At 50.1% G+C, this 19179-nt stretch carries 18 protein-coding genes and 1 pseudogene; 10 read left to right on the top strand and 9 right to left on the bottom strand.

The window, feature by feature from the left end; genetic code table 11:
- Nucleotides 1–309 precede the first annotated feature (309 nt).
- The gene (gene cyaA, locus EAS44_RS24535; protein ID WP_000281691.1) at nt 310–2856 is read left to right on the top strand and encodes a class I adenylate cyclase; all 2547 of its coding nucleotides are present in this window, start codon (nt 310–312) and stop codon (nt 2854–2856) included.
- 39 nt (nt 2857–2895) lie between these two features.
- Here the strand turns inward: cyaA and cyaY are convergent, their stop codons facing one another.
- The 3 genes and pseudogenes from cyaY to EAS44_RS24520 all read right to left on the bottom strand — a co-directional run bounded on the left by cyaY (nt 2896) and on the right by EAS44_RS24520 (nt 6046).
- Nucleotides 2896–3216: an iron donor protein CyaY gene (gene cyaY, locus EAS44_RS24530; protein WP_000999936.1), complete on the bottom strand. Its 321-nt coding sequence runs from the start codon at nt 3214–3216 to the stop codon at nt 2896–2898.
- Between the two features lie 47 nt (nt 3217–3263).
- Nucleotides 3264–4580, bottom strand: coding sequence for a hypothetical protein (locus tag EAS44_RS24525; RefSeq protein ID WP_001014285.1), 1317 nt, complete (start codon nt 4578–4580; stop codon nt 3264–3266).
- A pseudogene (locus tag EAS44_RS24520) lies at nt 4577–6046 on the bottom strand (DKNYY family protein). Before EAS44_RS24520 ends, EAS44_RS24525 begins: the two are co-directional and overlap by 4 nt.
- A gap of 188 nt (nt 6047–6234) precedes the next feature.
- On the opposite strand from EAS44_RS24520, the gene lptM reads away from it, so the two are divergent.
- The 6 genes from lptM to uvrD all read left to right on the top strand — a co-directional run bounded on the left by lptM (nt 6235) and on the right by uvrD (nt 11858).
- Nucleotides 6235–6438 (top strand): LPS translocon maturation chaperone LptM, encoded by a 204-nt coding sequence (gene lptM / locus EAS44_RS24515; RefSeq protein WP_000799889.1) that lies wholly within the window; start codon nt 6235–6237, stop codon nt 6436–6438.
- 36 nt (nt 6439–6474) lie between these two features.
- Nucleotides 6475–7299, top strand: coding sequence for a diaminopimelate epimerase (dapF, locus tag EAS44_RS24510; RefSeq protein ID WP_001160654.1), 825 nt, complete (start codon nt 6475–6477; stop codon nt 7297–7299).
- Nucleotides 7296–8003 (top strand): DUF484 domain-containing protein, encoded by a 708-nt coding sequence (gene yigA, locus EAS44_RS24505; protein WP_000812795.1) that lies wholly within the window; start codon nt 7296–7298, stop codon nt 8001–8003. Before dapF ends, yigA begins: the two co-directional genes overlap by 4 nt.
- Nucleotides 8000–8896 carry a tyrosine recombinase XerC gene (gene xerC, locus EAS44_RS24500; protein WP_000130676.1) on the top strand — a complete coding sequence of 299 codons (897 nt, stop codon included), beginning with the start codon at nt 8000–8002 and terminating at the stop codon, nt 8894–8896. The genes yigA and xerC overlap by 4 nt, the downstream gene beginning before the upstream one ends.
- Nucleotides 8896–9612, top strand: coding sequence for a 5-amino-6-(5-phospho-D-ribitylamino)uracil phosphatase YigB (gene yigB, locus EAS44_RS24495; RefSeq protein ID WP_001213586.1), 717 nt, complete (start codon nt 8896–8898; stop codon nt 9610–9612). The genes xerC and yigB overlap by 1 nt, the downstream gene beginning before the upstream one ends.
- Before the next feature lie 83 nt (nt 9613–9695).
- Complete coding sequence (gene uvrD, locus EAS44_RS24490; RefSeq protein ID WP_000383427.1) at nt 9696–11858, top strand: DNA helicase II; 2163 nt, start codon at nt 9696–9698, stop codon at nt 11856–11858.
- A gap of 44 nt (nt 11859–11902) precedes the next feature.
- Here uvrD and EAS44_RS24485 read toward each other — a convergent pair whose 3' ends face one another.
- Nucleotides 11903–12805 carry an S-adenosyl-l-methionine hydroxide adenosyltransferase family protein gene (locus EAS44_RS24485; RefSeq protein WP_000751617.1) on the bottom strand — a complete coding sequence of 301 codons (903 nt, stop codon included), beginning with the start codon at nt 12803–12805 and terminating at the stop codon, nt 11903–11905.
- Between the two features lie 82 nt (nt 12806–12887).
- Nucleotides 12888–13652 carry a phosphodiester glycosidase family protein gene (gene yigE / locus EAS44_RS24480; RefSeq protein WP_000951146.1) on the bottom strand — a complete coding sequence of 255 codons (765 nt, stop codon included), beginning with the start codon at nt 13650–13652 and terminating at the stop codon, nt 12888–12890.
- Nucleotides 13653–13813: 161 nt separating this feature from the next.
- Here yigE and ysgD point away from each other — a divergent pair, with 161 nt between their 5' ends.
- Together ysgD and corA are read left to right on the top strand one after the other, a co-directional pair.
- Nucleotides 13814–13870 carry a YsgD/CorL family protein gene (gene ysgD / locus EAS44_RS25435; protein WP_212723238.1) on the top strand — a complete coding sequence of 19 codons (57 nt, stop codon included), beginning with the start codon at nt 13814–13816 and terminating at the stop codon, nt 13868–13870.
- Nucleotides 13871–14021: 151 nt separating this feature from the next.
- The gene (gene corA, locus EAS44_RS24475; protein WP_000947159.1) at nt 14022–14972 is read left to right on the top strand and encodes a magnesium/cobalt transporter CorA; all 951 of its coding nucleotides are present in this window, start codon (nt 14022–14024) and stop codon (nt 14970–14972) included.
- Nucleotides 14973–15007: 35 nt separating this feature from the next.
- Here corA and EAS44_RS24470 read toward each other — a convergent pair whose 3' ends face one another.
- From EAS44_RS24470 to yigI, 4 genes are all read right to left on the bottom strand, one after another.
- Entirely contained in the window at nt 15008–15505 is a 498-nt protein-coding gene (locus EAS44_RS24470; protein ID WP_000823787.1) for a DUF943 family protein, read from the bottom strand.
- On the bottom strand, nt 15502–16350 hold the full coding sequence (locus EAS44_RS24465) for a YPO3983 family protein (RefSeq protein WP_001059672.1): 849 nt from the start codon (nt 16348–16350) through the stop codon (nt 15502–15504). The genes EAS44_RS24470 and EAS44_RS24465 overlap by 4 nt, the downstream gene beginning before the upstream one ends.
- Nucleotides 16351–16660: 310 nt before the next feature.
- On the bottom strand, nt 16661–17551 hold the full coding sequence (gene rarD, locus EAS44_RS24460) for an EamA family transporter RarD (RefSeq protein ID WP_000339107.1): 891 nt from the start codon (nt 17549–17551) through the stop codon (nt 16661–16663).
- Nucleotides 17552–17602: 51 nt separating this feature from the next.
- A complete protein-coding gene (yigI, locus tag EAS44_RS24455) occupies nt 17603–18070 on the bottom strand; it encodes an acyl-CoA thioesterase YigI (protein ID WP_001350877.1) in 468 nt (155 codons plus the stop codon).
- Between the two features lie 164 nt (nt 18071–18234).
- On the opposite strand from yigI, the gene pldA reads away from it, so the two are divergent.
- On the top strand, nt 18235–19104 hold the full coding sequence (gene pldA, locus EAS44_RS24450) for a phospholipase A (RefSeq protein ID WP_001259692.1): 870 nt from the start codon (nt 18235–18237) through the stop codon (nt 19102–19104).
- Nucleotides 19105–19179: the final 75 nt, after the last annotated feature.

The following is a 19179-nucleotide window of genomic DNA, read 5'->3' as shown; positions in this document are numbered from 1 at the left end:
GACGCCTGCGCAAACCGTAAAATGAGGTCTGGCAGTGGATCCTGACAGGCGCTTTGAGCCTTCGTAATAAGGAATTTACAGAGAATAAACGGTGCTACACTTGTATGTAGCGCATCTTTCTTTACGGTCAATCAGCAAGGTGTTAAATTGATCACGTTTTAGACCATTTTTTCGTCGTGAAACTAAAAAAACCAGGCGCGAAAAGTGGTAACGGTTACCTTTGACATACGAAATATCCCGAATGCCGCGTGTTACCGTTGATGTTGGCGGAATCACAGTCATGACGGGTAGCAAATCAGGCGATACGTCTTGTACCTCTATATTGAGACTCTGAAACAGAGACTGGATGCCATAAATCAATTGCGTGTGGATCGCGCGCTTGCTGCTATGGGGCCTGCATTCCAACAGGTCTACAGTCTACTGCCGACATTGTTGCACTATCACCATCCGCTAATGCCGGGTTACCTTGATGGTAACGTTCCCAAAGGCATTTGCCTTTACACGCCTGATGAAACTCAACGCCACTACCTGAACGAGCTTGAACTGTATCGTGGAATGTCAGTACAGGACCCACCGAAAGGTGAGCTTCCAATTACTGGTGTATACACCATGGGCAGCACCTCGTCCGTAGGGCAAAGTTGTTCCTCTGACCTGGATATCTGGGTCTGTCATCAATCCTGGCTCGATAGCGAAGAGCGCCAGTTGCTACAACGTAAATGTAGTCTGCTGGAAAGCTGGGCCGCCTCGCTGGGTGTGGAAGTCAGCTTCTTCCTGATTGATGAAAACCGCTTCCGTCATAATGAAAGCGGCAGCCTGGGGGGCGAAGATTGTGGCTCCACCCAGCATATACTGCTGCTTGACGAATTTTATCGTACCGCCGTGCGTCTCGCCGGTAAGCGTATTCTGTGGAATATGGTGCCGTGCGACGAAGAAGAGCATTACGACGACTATGTGATGACGCTTTACGCGCAGGGCGTGTTGACGCCAAATGAATGGCTGGATCTTGGTGGCTTAAGCTCGCTTTCTGCTGAAGAGTACTTTGGTGCCAGCCTTTGGCAGCTCTACAAGAGTATCGATTCCCCATACAAAGCGGTGCTGAAAACACTGCTGCTGGAAGCCTATTCCTGGGAATACCCGAACCCACGTCTGCTGGCGAAAGATATCAAACAGCGTTTGCACGACGGCGAAATAGTGTCGTTTGGTCTCGACCCGTATTGCATGATGCTGGAGCGCGTCACTGAATATCTGACGGCGATCGAAGATTTTACTCGTCTGGATTTAGTTCGCCGATGCTTCTATTTAAAAGTTTGCGAAAAACTCAGCCGTGAACGCGCCTGCGTAGGCTGGCGTCGTGAAGTGTTAAGCCAGTTGGTGAAAGAGTGGGAATGGGACGATGCTCGTCTGGCGATGCTTGATAATCGCGCTAACTGGAAGATTGATCAGGTGCGTGAGGCGCACAACGAGTTGCTCGACGCGATGATGCAGAGCTACCGCAATCTGATCCGCTTTGCGCGTCGCAATAACCTTAGCGTTTCCGCCAGCCCGCAGGATATCGGTGTTCTGACACGTAAACTGTACGCCGCGTTTGAAGCGTTACCGGGTAAAGTGACGCTGGTAAACCCGCAGATTTCACCCGATCTCTCGGAACCGAATCTGACCTTTATTTATGTGCCGCCGGGCCGGGCTAACCGTTCAGGTTGGTATCTGTATAACCGCGCGCCAAATATTGAGTCGATCATCAGCCATCAGCCGCTGGAATATAACCGTTACCTGAATAAACTGGTGGCGTGGGCATGGTTTAACGGCCTGCTGACCTCGCGCACCCGCTTGTATATTAAAGGTAACGGCATTGTCGATTTGCCTAAGTTGCAGGAGATGGTCGCCGACGTGTCGCACCATTTCCCGCTGCGCTTACCTGCACCGACACCGAAGGCGCTCTACAGCCCGTGTGAGATCCGCCATCTGGCGATTATCGTTAACCTGGAATATGACCCGACAGCTGCGTTCCGCAATCAGGTGGTGCATTTTGATTTCCGTAAGCTGGATGTCTTCAGCTTTGGCGAGAATCAAAATTGCCTGGTAGGTAGCGTTGACCTGCTGTATCGCAACTCGTGGAACGAAGTGCGTACGCTGCACTTCAACGGCGAGCAATCGATGATCGAAGCCCTGAAAACTATTCTCGGCAAAATGCATCAGGACGCCGCGCCGCCAGATAGCGTGGAAGTCTTCTGTTATAGCCAGCATCTGCGCGGCTTAATCCGTACTCGCGTGCAGCAACTGGTTTCTGAGTGTATTGAACTGCGTCTTTCCAGCACCCGCCAGGAAACCGGGCGCTTCAAGGCGCTGCGCGTCTCCGGTCAAACCTGGGGCTTGTTCTTCGAACGGCTGAATGTCTCGGTACAGAAACTGGAAAACGCCATCGAGTTTTATGGCGCTATTTCGCATAACAAACTGCACGGCCTGTCAGTGCAGGTTGAAACCAATCACGTCAAATTACCGGCGGTGGTGGACGGCTTTGCCAGCGAAGGGATCATCCAGTTTTTCTTCGAAGAAACGCAAGACGAGAATGGCTTTAATATCTACATTCTCGACGAAAGCAACCGGGTTGAGGTGTATCACCACTGCGAAGGCAGCAAAGAGGAACTGGTGCGTGACGTCAGTCGCTTCTACTCGTCTTCGCACGACCGTTTCACCTACGGCTCAAGCTTCATCAACTTCAACCTGCCGCAGTTCTATCAGATTGTGAAGGTTGATGGTCGTGAACAGGTGATTCCGTTTCGCACCAAATCTATCGGTAACATGCCACCTGCCAATCAGGAGCATGACGCGCCGCTGTTGCAGCAGTATTTTTCGTGATGAAAGTGCCGGAAAGCGAGGCTTATCCGGCATGCAATCTTAGCGGAAACTAACTGTTTCACCCGCCTGCTGCGTCGCCGCCTGTTCCAGCAAATCCCAGAAGGTTTCACCGCTACGATCGCAAATCCACTCGTCGCCTTTCAGATCAAAATGGTAGCCACCCTGTTTGGTTGCCAGCCACACCTGGTGCAGTGGTTCCTGGCGGTTGATAATGATTTTGCTGCCGTTCTCAAAGGTAATGGTTAGTACACCGCCGTTGATTTCACAGTCGATATCGCTGTCGCCATCCCAGTCGTCCAGATGTTCTTCAATGGTCAGCCACAGTTGATCAGCCAGGCGATGAAATTCACTGTCGTTCATTGTTGTATCCTGTTTTTAAGTGATGGCGGCAGTATAGCGGCATGGGGTCAGGGCTTCAAAGTTTGCCCGTCTGCTGCTGCGTTCCGGCATGATTCATCCGTCACCGGAATAATAATGTCGCTGTTATGAATTTCACGGACATTCTCTTCTCTGACGCGTGTTTTCGCCGGGCAGTGGGAGGGCGTAATCCTTACCTCTGTATCAGTCCAGGTATAAACATTGCGATCGTCATAAGCGAAGCGATCGTTTTTAGTTAGCGGACCGTTAACTGGAATAATTTGCACGCTCTTGCGTGACCGTAATTGGCGGATAAAGTAAGCATGTTGTTTGCCGCTATTAAATGAGTCATCAATGACCAGGTCTGGCGTATCCAGCGGGATTATCTCAAGCTGGTCTTCACCAAAAGTCGATAATTTTGTTACATACAGTCGATCTTTATACTGCGCAATATTGTCAGTAATCAGATGAAATTGTTCAGGTTCAATACCCGGTAGGTCTATCCACTTGCTCCACTGACGGTCGGGCGTGAGCTGTTTACGCCAGCGAACGCGACTTTCCCCTACTTCAAAAGAGACGTCATCATCTACGGGTATCGCTTTGCCAGATAATTGACCAAAGGGATAACGATGCAGACCCTTATTGTCGCGAAAAACCAGCAGTGAATGAGGTATCCAGCGAATTATCTCAAATGAGTCTGCATTCGCCGTAAGGTGAGCGCCATTTAAATAAATATTCTGCCCACTGCGGATAAGCAGATCATTGGAATACAAATTTCTGTTTACACTCATAAGACGTGGATTAATACCCCACCATCTTTTTTCTAATACAGTAACATTACTGCTGCTCCCCTGACGTCGACCGGACAAGTAGAGATTTTTACTATCCACCAGCGTGGTAGAGTTACCTTCGATAGCTTTTAGTGTCGCCAGATCAACACGTGACGCGCCGCTATTACTTTCGGTACGCTGTCCGTCAAAATAGAGGCTATATTTATCGACCGCGAAGCGGCCCATAGCCTGAAAGCTGGCAATATCGACAGTGGGTGTTCCCGGTGGATTGCTAACGATTTTGCCACGCCAGAGAATAACGTGGCCGTCTGTCACCCAGTGATATTCCTCATTTTCTATGCTTATTTCATCGGAAGGTATATAACCCGTCTTCCCAGAGATATTTTTCACAAGGCGCAAATCGGCCCTGTTCATCTCCGGAAATTGGGCAATGATTTTCTTATCCCCCCAATAACCTTTACCGTAAGACATGACACTGTGATCATTGTAATAGTCGAACCCTATGGCCTGTACAGGAGGTGTCAGAAATGTGTTCCCCAACAGGATGAGTGCAACTGTGATTATTTGACCATTCATTTTGTTGCCTCATTGCGTGGGGCAGGAATAAATTCGCCGTCATCGGTAATTTTTCCGTCCAGATATCCCGTTTTGTAATTTACGCCATAGCCATATCCCGAATGTTGTTCCTTCCAGATTAAGCGAACTTGTTTCGGATCAGCGGTGCGGTATCGCCAGAGCTGCGCGCCATCAAAGCTGTAAACGTAGCGGTTATCGCGGGCATACCATCTGCGCAAAAAGGGATGGTCATTAAGATGGGCTTCGCGTTCATCCGGAGAGCGGTTATCCAGTAAGATCAGCGGTCCGTCAGATTCAAACACGTGTAAACTGGAATGGTTTACCCACCCTTCGGCACGCGTAAGTAAATAGCCGTGGCGTTTCCCGGCGTTGAAACGTTTGTTGATAATAAGATTGGGGTCATCGAGTTTTACGATCTCCAACTTGCGGTCACCAGACTCTGTTTCGATGATGGTATAAAGCGAATCCTGATACTGGGCGACAGCATCACTGATGGGGTGGAACTGTTCAGGATCGAGTCCGGATAATTCTTCCTGTTTACAAGCAGGCCCTTTACGCCAGAACACTTTCTTTTCCTGCAGAGAAAAATCCAGACAGTGCTTTGTTAAATCTTCATCCCACGCCAGATTTTCCTTGTCGAGGACTTTACGCTACAGCCCGTTTTTATCACGCCAGGTGAAGAGTGAGCCGGGCATCCAGCGCACGACGGAAAAGGTGTCCGGGTCGGCATCCAGTTGTTCTCCGTTGATCATGATTTTCGTCTGTGTGCGGGCTAGCGTATCCCAGGGGCCAAATGGGGCAGGAAGGCAGGGATTAAATGCTGTAGAGAATTTACCGCGCTGATCCCATGACTTTTGAGCCAGTACCGTAAAGGTGTCGGGATCATCAAGGCGCTGACCATTTGCGTAAAGATAGTGCTTGTCACGGAGAATCAAACCTAGCCAGTCTGGTTTCCATTGCGGGTTAAATTCTACCTGACGCAACGTTCGGCGGTTTAGTTGCTGGTTGCTATCGGTGCGTTTGCCTTCGTAATAGAGGCTGTACTTATCTGCGGCAAAATCACCCCATGCCTGAAATGACGAGATATCGACTGGCGGTGTGCCTGGAGGGTTTTGCACAATCTCGCCAGCGTAGAGAATAGCGCGACCATCGCTATAGTAAGAGTAATGGGGAAGAGTTGCGTTTGCGCCGCTGTAGACAACGTCTGTCATGAGATTGGTAGCCGGGGGCACCGTTTCCCAATCCTCCAGTTTGGTTGGGTCAATTAGCAAATTCGGTAACAGACGCAGACGCTTGTAGTTAATCTGCGGTAGCGAAAGATTGGTCTTTTCATAAGGGCGCAAATACACCACGCCTTTTCCCTGTTTCTGGTAAATATTATGTTCCGGCTCATCAAGCCGACATCCCCATGCCGACGATAAAAACAACGAACAAGACAATAAACAAACCACATTGCGATAGTGCATAAAGCCATCCTGGCGCGAGGTGCCGATCACGAAACTACCAGCAAAACATAAATCCCCACGTGTAAGCGTTATACTCGCAGCATTTCCTCACTTTTCAGACTTCATAAAGAGTCGCTAAACGCTTGCTTTTACGCCTTCTCCTGCGATGATAGAAAGCAGAAAGCGATGAACTTTACAGGCAATCCATAATGAAAAACGTGTTTAAGGCACTCACTGTATTACTTACTCTCTTCAGCCTGACGGGCTGCGGTCTGAAAGGTCCGCTCTATTTCCCGCCTGCAGATAAAAACGCACCGCCGCCGACCAAACCGGTAGAGACGCAAACGCAATCCACGGTGCCGGACAAAAACGACCGCGCCACTGGCGATGGTCCATCCCAGGTGAATTACTAAAAGTCAGTTTCTGTACCCGCGTGATTGGAGTAAATGATGCAGTTCTCGAAAATGCATGGCCTTGGCAACGATTTTATGGTCGTCGACGCGGTAACGCAGAATGTCTTTTTTTCACCGGAGCTGATTCGTCGCCTGGCGGATCGGCACCTGGGGGTAGGGTTTGACCAATTGCTGGTGGTTGAGCCGCCGTATGATCCTGAACTGGATTTTCACTATCGCATTTTCAATGCTGATGGCAGTGAAGTGGCGCAGTGCGGCAACGGCGCGCGCTGCTTTGCCCGTTTTGTGCGCCTGAAAGGGCTGACCAATAAGCGCGATATCCGCGTCAGCACCGCCAACGGGCGGATGGTTCTGACCGTCACCGATGATGATCTGGTCCGCGTAAATATGGGCGAACCCAACTTCGAACCTTCCGCCGTGCCGTTTCGCGCTAACAAAGCGGAAAAGACCTATATTATGCGCGCCGCCGAGCAGACAATCTTATGCGGCGTGGTGTCGATGGGAAATCCACATTGCGTGATTCAGGTCGATGATGTCGATACCGCTGCGGTAGAAACGCTTGGTCCTGTTCTGGAAAGCCACGAACGTTTCCCGGAGCGCGCCAATATCGGTTTTATGCAAGTGGTTAAGCGCGAGCATATTCGTTTACGCGTTTATGAGCGTGGGGCAGGAGAAACCCAGGCCTGCGGCAGCGGCGCGTGTGCGGCGGTTGCAGTAGGGATCCAGCAAGGTTTGCTGGCCGAAGAAGTACGCGTGGAGCTCCCCGGCGGTCGTCTTGATATCGCCTGGAAAGGTCCGGGTCACCCGTTATATATGACTGGCCCGGCGGTACATGTCTACGACGGATTTATTCATCTATGAAGCAACCAGGGGAAGAACTGCAGGAAACACTCACGGAGCTTGATGACCGGGCGGTTGTCGATTATCTGATTAAAAATCCTGAGTTTTTTATCCGCAATGCGCGCGCAGTAGAAGCGATACGTGTGCCGCATCCGGTACGCGGCACCGTTTCGTTGGTCGAGTGGCACATGGCCCGCGCACGTAATCATATTCATGTTCTGGAAGAGAACATGGCGCTGTTGATGGAACAGGCAATCGCCAACGAAGGCCTGTTTTATCGTCTACTCTACCTGCAGCGCAGTCTCACCGCCGCCAGCAGTCTCGATGATATGCTGATGCGCTTTCACCGCTGGGCGCGCGATCTCGGCCTGGCAGGTGCGAGTCTGCGCCTGTTTCCGGATCGCTGGCGCTTAGGTGCGCCGTCGAACCACACTCATCTGGCATTAAGCCGTCAGTCTTTCGAACCGCTGCGTATTCAGCGTCTGGGGCAGGAACAGCACTATCTGGGGCCGCTTAACGGACCGGAGCTTCTGGTGGTGCTACCGGAAGCGAAAGCGGTGGGATCGGTGGCGATGTCGATGCTGGGAAGCGATGCTGATTTGGGTGTTGTGCTGTTTACCAGTCGCGATGCCAGTCACTATCAACAAGGGCAGGGAACGCAGTTACTTCATGAAATTGCACTGATGTTGCCGGAGCTTCTGGCGCGTTGGATTGAACGCGTATGACCGATTTACACACCGATGTAGAACGCTACCTACGTTATCTGAGCGTGGAGCGCCAGCTTAGCCCGATAACCCTGCTTAACTACCAGCGACAGCTTGAGGCGATCATCCATTTTGCCAGCGAAAATGGCCTGCAAAGCTGGCAGCAATGTGATGTGACGATGGTGCGTAATTTTGCTGTACGCAGTCGCCGTAAAGGGCTGGGAGCTGCAAGTCTGGCGTTACGGCTTTCTGCGCTACGTAGCTTTTTTGACTGGCTGGTCAGCCAGAATGAACTCAAAGCTAACCCGGCGAAAGGTGTTTCGGCACCGAAAGCGCCGCGTCATCTGCCGAAAAACATCGACGTCGATGATATGAATCGGCTGCTGGATATTGATATCAACGATCCCCTCGCCGTGCGCGATCGGGCAATGCTGGAAGTGATGTACGGCGCGGGTCTGCGTCTTTCCGAGCTGGTGGGGCTCGATATCAAACACCTCGACCTGGAGTCTGGCGAAGTGTGGGTGATGGGAAAAGGCAGCAAAGAGCGCCGCCTGCCGATTGGTCGCAACGCCGTGGCGTGGATTGAGCACTGGCTTGATTTGCGCGACCTGTTTGGTAGTGAAGACGACGCGCTTTTTCTGTCGAAACTGGGCAAACGCATCTCCGCGCGTAATGTGCAGAAACGCTTTGCCGAATGGGGCATAAAACAAGGGCTGAATAATCACGTTCACCCGCATAAATTACGTCACTCGTTCGCTACCCATATGCTGGAGTCGAGCGGCGATCTTCGTGGTGTGCAGGAGCTGCTGGGTCATGCCAACCTCTCCACCACGCAAATCTATACTCATCTTGATTTTCAACACCTTGCCTCGGTGTACGATGCGGCGCATCCACGCGCCAAACGGGGGAAATAATGCGTTTTTACCGGCCTTTGGGGCGCATCTCGGCGCTCACCTTTGACCTGGATGATACCCTTTACGATAACCGTCCGGTGATTTTGCGCACCGAGCGAGAGGCGCTTACCTTTGTGCAAAATTATCATCCGGCGCTGCGCAGCTTCCAGAATGAAGATCTGCAACGCCTGCGCCAGGCGGTACGGGAAGCGGAACCCGAGATTTATCACGACGTGACGCGCTGGCGTTTTCGTTCGATTGAACAAGCGATGCTCGACGCCGGGCTGAGTGCCGAAGAAGCCAGTGCAGGCGCACATGCAGCAATGATCAACTTTGCCAAATGGCGCAGCCGGATCGACGTCCCGCAGCAAACCCACGACACTTTAAAACAGCTGGCGAAGAAATGGCCGCTGGTGGCGATCACCAACGGTAACGCCCAGCCGGAACTGTTTGGTTTGGGGCATTATTTTGAGTTTGTGCTGCGCGCTGGCCCGCACGGGCGCTCAAAACCGTTCAGCGATATGTACTTCCTGGCGGCGGAAAAACTCAACGTGCCGATCGGCGAGATCTTACATGTCGGGGACGATCTCACCACTGACGTGGGTGGGGCAATTCGCAGCGGAATGCAGGCCTGTTGGATCAGACCGGAAAATGGCGATCTGATGCAAACCTGGGACAGCCGTTTACTGCCGCATCTGGAAATTTCCCGGTTGGCATCTCTGACCTCGCTGATATAATCAGCAAATCTGTATATATACCCAGCTTTTTGGCGGAGGGCGTTGCGCTTCTCCGCCCAACCTATTTTTACGCGGCGGTGCCAATGGACGTTTCTTACCTGCTCGACAGCCTTAATGACAAACAGCGCGAAGCGGTGGCCGCGCCACGCAGCAACCTTCTGGTGCTGGCGGGCGCGGGCAGTGGTAAGACGCGCGTACTGGTGCATCGTATCGCCTGGCTGATGAGCGTGGAAAACTGCTCGCCATACTCGATTATGACGGTAACGTTTACCAACAAAGCGGCGGCGGAGATGCGTCATCGTATCGGGCAGCTGATGGGCACCAGCCAGGGCGGCATGTGGGTCGGCACCTTCCACGGGCTGGCGCACCGTCTGCTGCGTGCGCACCATATGGACGCCAATCTGCCGCAGGATTTTCAGATCCTCGACAGCGAGGACCAGCTACGCCTGCTCAAACGCCTAATCAAGGCGATGAACCTCGACGAGAAGCAGTGGCCGCCGCGCCAGGCAATGTGGTACATCAACAGCCAGAAAGATGAGGGGCTGCGTCCGCATCATATTCAGAGCTACGGTAATCCGGTGGAGCAGACCTGGCAGAAGGTGTATCAGGCGTATCAGGAAGCGTGTGACCGCGCGGGCCTGGTGGACTTCGCCGAGCTGCTGCTACGTGCTCACGAGTTGTGGCTTAACAAGCCGCATATCCTTCAGCACTATCGCGAACGGTTTACCAATATCCTGGTGGACGAATTCCAGGATACCAACAACATTCAGTATGCGTGGATCCGACTGCTGGCAGGCGATACTGGCAAAGTGATGATCGTTGGCGATGACGACCAGTCAATCTACGGCTGGCGCGGAGCGCAGGTGGAGAATATTCAGCGTTTCCTCAATGATTTCCCCGGTGCTGAAACTATCCGTCTGGAGCAGAACTACCGCTCTACCAGCAATATTCTGAGCGCCGCTAACGCCCTGATTGAAAACAATAACGGGCGTCTGGGTAAAAAACTGTGGACCGATGGCGCGGACGGTGAGCCTATTTCCCTCTATTGCGCTTTTAACGAACTCGACGAAGCGCGTTTTGTGGTTAACCGCATCAAAACCTGGCAGGACAACGGCGGGGCGCTTGCCGAGTGCGCCATTCTCTACCGCAGCAACGCCCAGTCGCGTGTGCTGGAAGAGGCGTTATTGCAGGCGAGTATGCCGTATCGTATTTACGGCGGGATGCGCTTCTTCGAACGCCAGGAAATCAAAGATGCGCTCTCGTATCTGCGCCTGATTGCCAACCGCAACGACGACGCGGCCTTTGAGCGTGTGGTTAATACGCCAACGCGGGGTATTGGTGACCGGACGCTGGACGTGGTACGTCAGACATCGCGCGATCGCCAGTTAACACTCTGGCAGGCATGTCGTGAACTGTTGCAGGAAAAAGCCCTCGCCGGACGTGCTGCCAGCGCCTTACAGCGGTTTATGGAGCTGATCGACGCCTTAGCGCAGGAAACTGCCGATATGCCGCTGCATGTACAGACTGACCGGGTAATTAAAGACTCCGGCCTGCGCACCATGTACGAGCAGGAGAAGGGCGAAAAAGGTCAGACGCGTATCGAAAACTTAGAGGAACTGGTGACGGCAACGCGCCAGTTCAGCTACAACGAAGAAGACGAAGATTTAATGCCGCTGCAGGCATTCCTCTCCCATGCGGCGCTGGAAGCGGGCGAGGGGCAGGCGGATACCTGGCAGGACGCGGTGCAGTTGATGACGCTACACTCGGCGAAAGGTCTGGAATTCCCGCAGGTGTTTATCGTTGGTATGGAAGAGGGCATGTTCCCAAGCCAGATGTCGCTGGATGAAGGCGGGCGTCTGGAAGAAGAACGCCGTCTGGCCTACGTTGGCGTAACCCGCGCGATGCAGAAACTGACGCTGACCTACGCGGAAACCCGCCGTCTATATGGCAAAGAGGTTTACCATCGCCCGTCGCGCTTTATCGGTGAGTTGCCGGAAGAGTGTGTGGAAGAGGTGCGCCTGCGCGCCACGGTAAGCCGCCCGGTCAGCCATCAACGGATGGGGACGCCGATGGTCGAGAACGACAGCGGCTACAAGCTCGGCCAGCGCGTACGCCACGCTAAGTTTGGTGAAGGCACCATCGTCAATATGGAAGGCAGCGGTGAGCATAGCCGTTTGCAGGTGGCGTTCCAGGGCCAGGGTATTAAATGGCTGGTGGCGGCTTACGCCCGGTTGGAGACGGTGTGACGTTGCGGAATGCGGTGCGCCATACCGCATTCCGCATCAGCACCTTACTTAGCGCACTTCTTCACATCAATATTCCAGTCAGCACCAGACGCAACCTGATGTTTCTGCGCGAAATTATCCATATTCAGCGCCACGGAAACATTCAATAAGCTGTTCAGATACACCATCGGCTGGCCTTCCGGCACATCGCCGAAGCTTGCGACATACGGCATTTTCCCTGCGTATTTTTGCTGGGAACCTTCGGAAATGGTCACACACAACGTGTCGTTGAGTTTGATTCCTGCCTGATTCAGCAACTCGTCGCTGATATTGCTCCAGACGTTGCCGTACTGAATATCGAGAATCGGGATATTGCCCTTCACTTCACCTTTTGTTGCTTTGGCTTTCTGATAAGAAAGTTCGACAACTTTTGCAGGAAGCTCTGGCCCCACCTGCTCGAACGTGATCGCCCCGGAAGCCAGACGTGCACCGGTGTAGGCATACACGTCACGACCGTGGAAGGTATATGACTTTTCGGAACCTTTCAGACGGTTGGTTTTTTCATCGATTTGCCGGACGCTCTCAATACCCAGCGATTCCGCCACCAACGTGAGCGTACCGTTATCTGGTGAAACGAAGTACTGACCATTTTTGGTTTTCAGCACTACCGATTTACGGTCTGTACCAACACCTGGATCGACCACGCTAACAAACACCGAACCTTGCGGCCAGTAACTGGCAGTCTGATACAGGCGGTAAGCGCCTTCCCAGATGTTATACGGTGGAATTTCGTGTGTTAAATCAAATATTTTAAGATTATGGTCAACGCCGAAAGCGACCCCTTTCATCGCCGAGACGGCGCCATCTTTCAGGCTAAAATCCGTTTGTAAAATCAAAGCGTTATCCGCATAAGCGGATGATGACCCCAGACAGGTTAATAAAAATAATGTTGCGAGCGTTTTTTTCATTTTTGTTTCCCTTCATTTATCTGATGATTTTCCAGCTGTGTAGCCAGCCCCAGTTTGTCTGGCCTCCTCGAGTGTACAATGTTTAACCTTTCTGCTCGACGGAAATCATGGTGACAAAAGGATAGCGTTGCCACGGGATTGCCTCGCCTTTCATATACATATGTGAAATTGTGCCATCAAGATAAAGCAGCTGCTCAACGTTCAGTTTCGCTTTGGCATAACAGGCAAAATCATAAAAATTTGTCGCCTGCTGGCTCAACAAAAACACGGCGTTCCCATGTTTATTAATCCCAACACCGTTACGAATTTTACGTGAGGCGACGTTGGGATGAATACGCGGATTAATTACACCGTTTTCCATCAACAATGGCCCTGACTGCACCGCAAACTGAATCTCTTTACTGGTTTTAAAGGCATCCAGACGAACGATGCCGACTTTATCTCCCGCGACATAAAACACTCCGCCAGGACGAATAAAGAAATTCCCTTCACCTGAAGCGAGATTTAACGCCACCTTCTGCTGACCGTTTTCGATGTACAAACCGAGCGGCGCATAGCTTTCATCATAGATGCCGCCGTTCATCGCCATCTGCACCTGACCCTGACTATTAATATCCGCCAGCAGAGCATGTAACGTTCCCCACGCTTCGCCATTGGCTTTTTGCCAGTACATTTTCACCCGCTCTGTTTGAGGATTAACGGTATACGCCTGTACGGTCAGCGTCGGATCTGAGGGTGCGCAATCATCAGCGGCAACAGCAAACAAGGGAAGTAAGGTGAGGGTGAGAAAAATCCGTTTGAGATTCAAGGTGATCATTCCTTTACCAATGAATAGCCGATGCGCCATTATAGGCCCTGAATGTGGGATTTTTTTATCCTGTTAGCGACCTTGACGAGTACCAAAAAGCGCGAAGTTCAACTATTGTTCTGTGGTGTTCTGTTGCGTGTTGACGGCAAAATTTTGCTGGCGTAACATGCGCGCACGATCACTCTAAGAGGACATTCGCCTTGGACACACCCAGTAGATACTGGCTCATTATCCTGTCATCCAGGATCAACTCCTAAGGCTATCCCTTTTTGCTGATAGCCTTAGCGGTTGTCAGCGACCTCAATTTTTCCCGTCGCGCTGAGTCAGGCTGTTTAATGGTCTGAAACCCAATTTGTTTCTGTGTGCCCACCGAACTGTCCGATATTTTAAGCATTGGGAGTCCCGGTCATGCTGAGCGCATTTCAACTGGAAAATAACCGACTGACCCGGCTGGAAGTCGAAGAGTCACAACCCCTTGTAAATGCAGTATGGATTGATCTTGTCGAACCGGACGACGACGAGCGACTGCGCGTACAATCTGAACTTGGCCAGAGCCTGGCAACCCGCCCGGAACTGGAAGACATCGAAGCATCGGCACGTTTCTTTGAAGACGATGACGGCCTGCATATTCACTCCTTCTTCTTCTTTGAAGATGCGGAAGATCACGCCGGTAACTCCACTGTGGCATTTACCATCCGTGATGGTCGTCTGTTTACTCTGCGTGAGCGTGAACTGCCCGCTTTTCGTCTGTATCGTATGCGTGCCCGTAGCCAGTCAATGGTGGACGGTAACGCCTACGAGCTGCTGCTGGATCTGTTCGAAACCAAAATCGAACAGTTGGCAGATGAAATTGAAAATATCTACAGCGACCTGGAGCAGTTGAGCCGGGTAATTATGGAAGGGCATCAGGGCGATGAGTACGACGAGGCGCTCTCCACGCTGGCGGAACTGGAAGATATCGGCTGGAAAGTTCGCCTGTGTCTGATGGATACCCAGCGCGCGCTCAACTTCCTGGTACGTAAAGCACGCTTACCGGGTGGGCAACTGGAGCAGGCGCGTGAAATCCTGCGAGATATCGAATCCCTGCTGCCGCATAACGAATCCCTGTTCCAGAAGGTGAACTTCCTGATGCAGGCGGCGATGGGCTTTATCAATATCGAGCAGAACCGCATCATCAAAATCTTCTCGGTGGTATCCGTGGTGTTCCTGCCACCGACGCTGGTCGCTTCCAGCTACGGGATGAACTTTGAGTTTATGCCGGAACTGAAGTGGAGCTTCGGCTACCCAGGCGCGATTATCTTTATGATCCTCGCGGGCCTGGCACCGTATCTGTACTTTAAGCGGAAGAACTGGTTGTAATATAAATGCCGGGTAAAGATTGTTCTTTATCCGGCTTATTGCTGAAAATTGTCTTTTTCAAAGTCATGCGGGTTGAACACTCGCTCTATCTTATTTTCCTGGGTTAGTTGATACTCATTGTTATCAGCAATAAAAAAATGAGTATTACGGTAAGGATATTCATTAATAACCATTAAATAGTTTTTTACGATGCAATTATCATTGCTCTTAATCGTCGGGAAACAGTAGAGATCTTCATACGGCCCTTCGATATATTTTTTATAGTCAGTGAAGCCATTACCGATATCAATAACATACCAGGTATGCCAACTATCTTCTGGTAGGGGATTTTGACTTTTAATTTCATCCTGATGCTTCAGATACCAATTTATTTTATCGCTATCAGTCCATGGCAGATGATCAACGACCAGAAAGACTGAATTGCCAGCATCAGAGTATGTATACAAAATCTGTACAGGACGCAATATCCATAAATTATAGATGCAGCATAGAAGAAATAAATATAATATAATTTTCTGGAGTTTTCTTTTCATAGATAATTTTCGATTCTTTCGATAGTGTTAAAATTGGTGAAAAAAGGTTTGAAAGCAAAGTCTTTATGCCGTTGTAAAAAGAACCATATGCGAAAAAATCTATACTTGTTGTAAATCTTGTTTTTTATATCAGTCACATCCAAACCAAAGTGGTCTTGTGCTATGAAATGAATGGTAGCGCTCCAGCCCATAGGATATTTTTGAAAATTTAAAAGAGATATTTTTTGAGCTGAGATATCATGAATGCTGATTCCCAGGCCATTAAAATTATCTTTAAAATCATTGAATTTATTTAGTCTTGATGAAAGTAATTCGGTCTTAATCTTTTGTAGGAGAAGAGGCCGGTATCCTATCGTAGGTGTTGAAGAAATATCATTTTCGATACATTCTTTGATTACACGTATTGGGCTATTATAATCATATTTGTTTATTCGTTCATGAAAAGATAAGTTCAATTCCTGGCTATGGAAACTGTTGCCATTTTCATATCTAAAATGATCAATCAGATCCTGGATGAGTGTTTTGTATTGTCCAAAAAAGGAAAACATTTTTGCCAGATCTTTCATTTCTGCAAATAAAATATCAATACATTCACTTTGTGATATTTTTGTTCCAGAAGTTGGAACACTAAAAGCACCATAAGTAGAATTCGGCCCAGGAAAATGGTATTTAATGAGGCGGTAAGGATCAACTTTTGCAGAGATGTCGCTTAAGCCGAGAGAGAGAAAATCTTGTTCTTCCATATCCCCATACTGCATATCATCAGCAGAAAAATCATCGAATAAAGTAATAGTTTCGAAAAGTGTACAGGGCATATTAATTGATGAGCCTAATATGTTGTTCATTTATATTCTCCTTTCTTATAATTAAGGGCAATGTTAATTTGATAAGAAATAATAGGGTAAAAAAATTTTAAAAAAGAAATGCACTTCACATTTTTTATTACATTCTGAAGATAACTTGGTTAATGATTGGTCTTGCTCATCGCTAATAACATAATGCTGAATTTACCAAAAATGAAATTTATTAAAGCAAATGAAAATATACAACGACGTCTGGAAATTCTGCCTTTCCTTATGTGAGTCTCCTGTCAGCATGGCAATATGCCCACTCTCATGCAAGAGTCGGCATATTTTTTCAGAATATATTTATTTTTTATTTGGACGTTCTACGCTGCGTATAAATCGCATCCATCACAAAAATTGCCAGCGCCACCCAAATAAAGGTGAAAGTTACCATCTTATCGGCACCCGGTTTTTCACCATAAAACGTCACAGCCAGCAGGAACATCAGCGTCGGACCAATGTACTGGAAAAAGCCTAACGTTGAGAGACGCAGGCGTGTCGCCGCTGCAGTAAAACACAACAGTGGCACGGTGGTGACAATACCGGCGGCGATCAGCAGTAAATTCAGCGACATCGGGTTTTGCCCCATATGACTGGTTGAGCTGTCGGCAATAGCAAACAGGTAAATCGCCGCCACGGGCAGCAACCACATAGTTTCGATTAACATGCCGGTTTGCGCTTCAACAGCAATCTTCTTGCGCACCAGGCCGTAGAAAGCAAAACTAAACGCCAGCCCCAGCGCGATGATCGGCAGTGAACCAAAAGTCCACAACTGAACCAGCACTCCACATATCGCCAGAATCACCGCCAGCCATTGCATCCGGCGGAATCGCTCGCCGAGGAAAATCATCCCCAGCACAATGTTCACCAGCGGGTTAATAAAGTAACCAAGGCTCGCTTCCAGCATATGGTGATTGTTCACCGCCCAGATAAACAGTAGCCAGTTGCCGCCAATCAGCACGGCAGAGACTGCCAGCATAAAAATTTTCTGTGGCGTCTGAATCAGCGTTTTTAAATAGGACCACTGGCGGCAAATGCTCATCAGCACCACCATAAAGAAAAACGACCAGATCACGCGATGCGTCAGGATCTCATCGGCGGGCACGTAGTAAATCAGTTTGAAGTACGCTGGCGCAATACCCCAAATAAAATAAGCGGCAAGAGCGAGTAATACGCCCTGCCGCGTTTGTTTTGCATCCATCGGGAATACTCATTTTTAATTGGTAACAGCAGTTTACCTGCTTTTATGTCTTCAACCTACCATATAGGTGGCGGTGGCACTGGCAATATAAAGCTGTTCTTCATTGTGTAATTCAACGCGGGCGACGGCGACTTTATTGCCTGCACGTAACAGGCTACTGGTAGCAGTAAAACGCTCGCCTCTGCCTGGGCGCAGATAATCGACGCGAAGATCAATGGTCCCCATCCGCGATAGCCGCTGGCGTAGTTCATCTTCACTGATGGTTTCGTGGCGGGTTAAGGTACTTCCCACGCACACCAGACCTGCGGCGACATCCAGCGCCGACGCAATGACCCCGCCGTGTAAAATGCTTTGCGCCCAGTTGCCCACCATCATCGGCTGATTTTTAAAGGCCAGCTGTGCGAACTCTTTTTCGTAACGCTCCAGTTCCATCCCCAATGCGCGGTTAAATGGTATGTGATAAACAAACATCTCACCCACTAATTTGAGGGCTTGTTCAGCGGTCAGTACGGCAGACATAACATCCTTACACTTCATTGGTTAATGAAATGTTGATTTTATGCTTCTTTGTTGTTGGTTTCTACTTTAGGAAGGGATAACTAACGGCTATGGAGTTAAGTATGTAAAATAGCCCGCAGAAAAATATTCACCTTATCAATAATTCGTTACGGAGAACACGAGCGATGCGGACTCTGCAGGGCTGGTTGTTGCCGGTGTTTATGTTGCCTATGGCAGTATATGCACAAGAGGCAACGGTGAAAGAGGTGCATGACGCGCCAGCGGTGCGTGGCAGTATTATCGCCAATATGCTGCAGGAGCATGACAATCCGTTCACCCTTTATCCTTATGACACCAACTACATCATCTACACCCAAACCAGCGATCTGAATAAAGAAGCGATTGCCAGTTACGACTGGGCGGAAAACGCGCGTAAGGATGAAGTAAAGTTCCAGTTGAGCCTGGCGTTTCCGCTGTGGCGTGGGATTTTGGGGCCAAACTCTGTACTGGGCGCCTCCTACACACAGAAATCCTGGTGGCAGCTTTCTAATAGCGATGAGTCATCACCGTTTCGTGAAACTAACTACGAACCGCAATTGTTCCTCGGTTTTGCCACGGATTACAACTTTGCTGGCTGGACGCTGCGCGATGTGGAAATGGGCTACAACCACGACTCAAACGGGCGTTCAGACCCGACTTCCCGCAGCTGGAACCGCCTTTATACCCGCCTGATGGCAGAAAACGGTAACTGGCTGGTAGAGGTGAAGCCGTGGTATGTGGTGGGGAATACGGACGATAACCCGGACATCACCAAATATATGGGTTACTACCAGCTTAAAATCGGCTATCACCTCGGTGATGCGGTACTGAGCGCGAAAGGGCAGTACAACTGGAACACCGGTTACGGCGGCGCGGAGTTAGGCTTAAGCTACCCGATCACCAAACATGTGCGCCTTTATACTCAGGTTTACAGCGGTTACGGCGAATCGCTCATCGACTATAACTTCAACCAGACCCGCGTTGGTGTGGGAGTTATGCTAAACGACCTGTTTTGATGAATGGTTGGCAAATCTGGAATCCAGCATCCAGGATTACCCTCTCAGAGACTAAAAGCATTGCAGTTTCTCGCG

Source organism: Escherichia coli DSM 30083 = JCM 1649 = ATCC 11775 (assembly GCF_003697165.2).
GTDB classification, from domain to species: Bacteria; Pseudomonadota; Gammaproteobacteria; order Enterobacterales; family Enterobacteriaceae; genus Escherichia; species Escherichia coli.
This window is presented reverse-complemented; position numbering and strand designations above follow the sequence as displayed.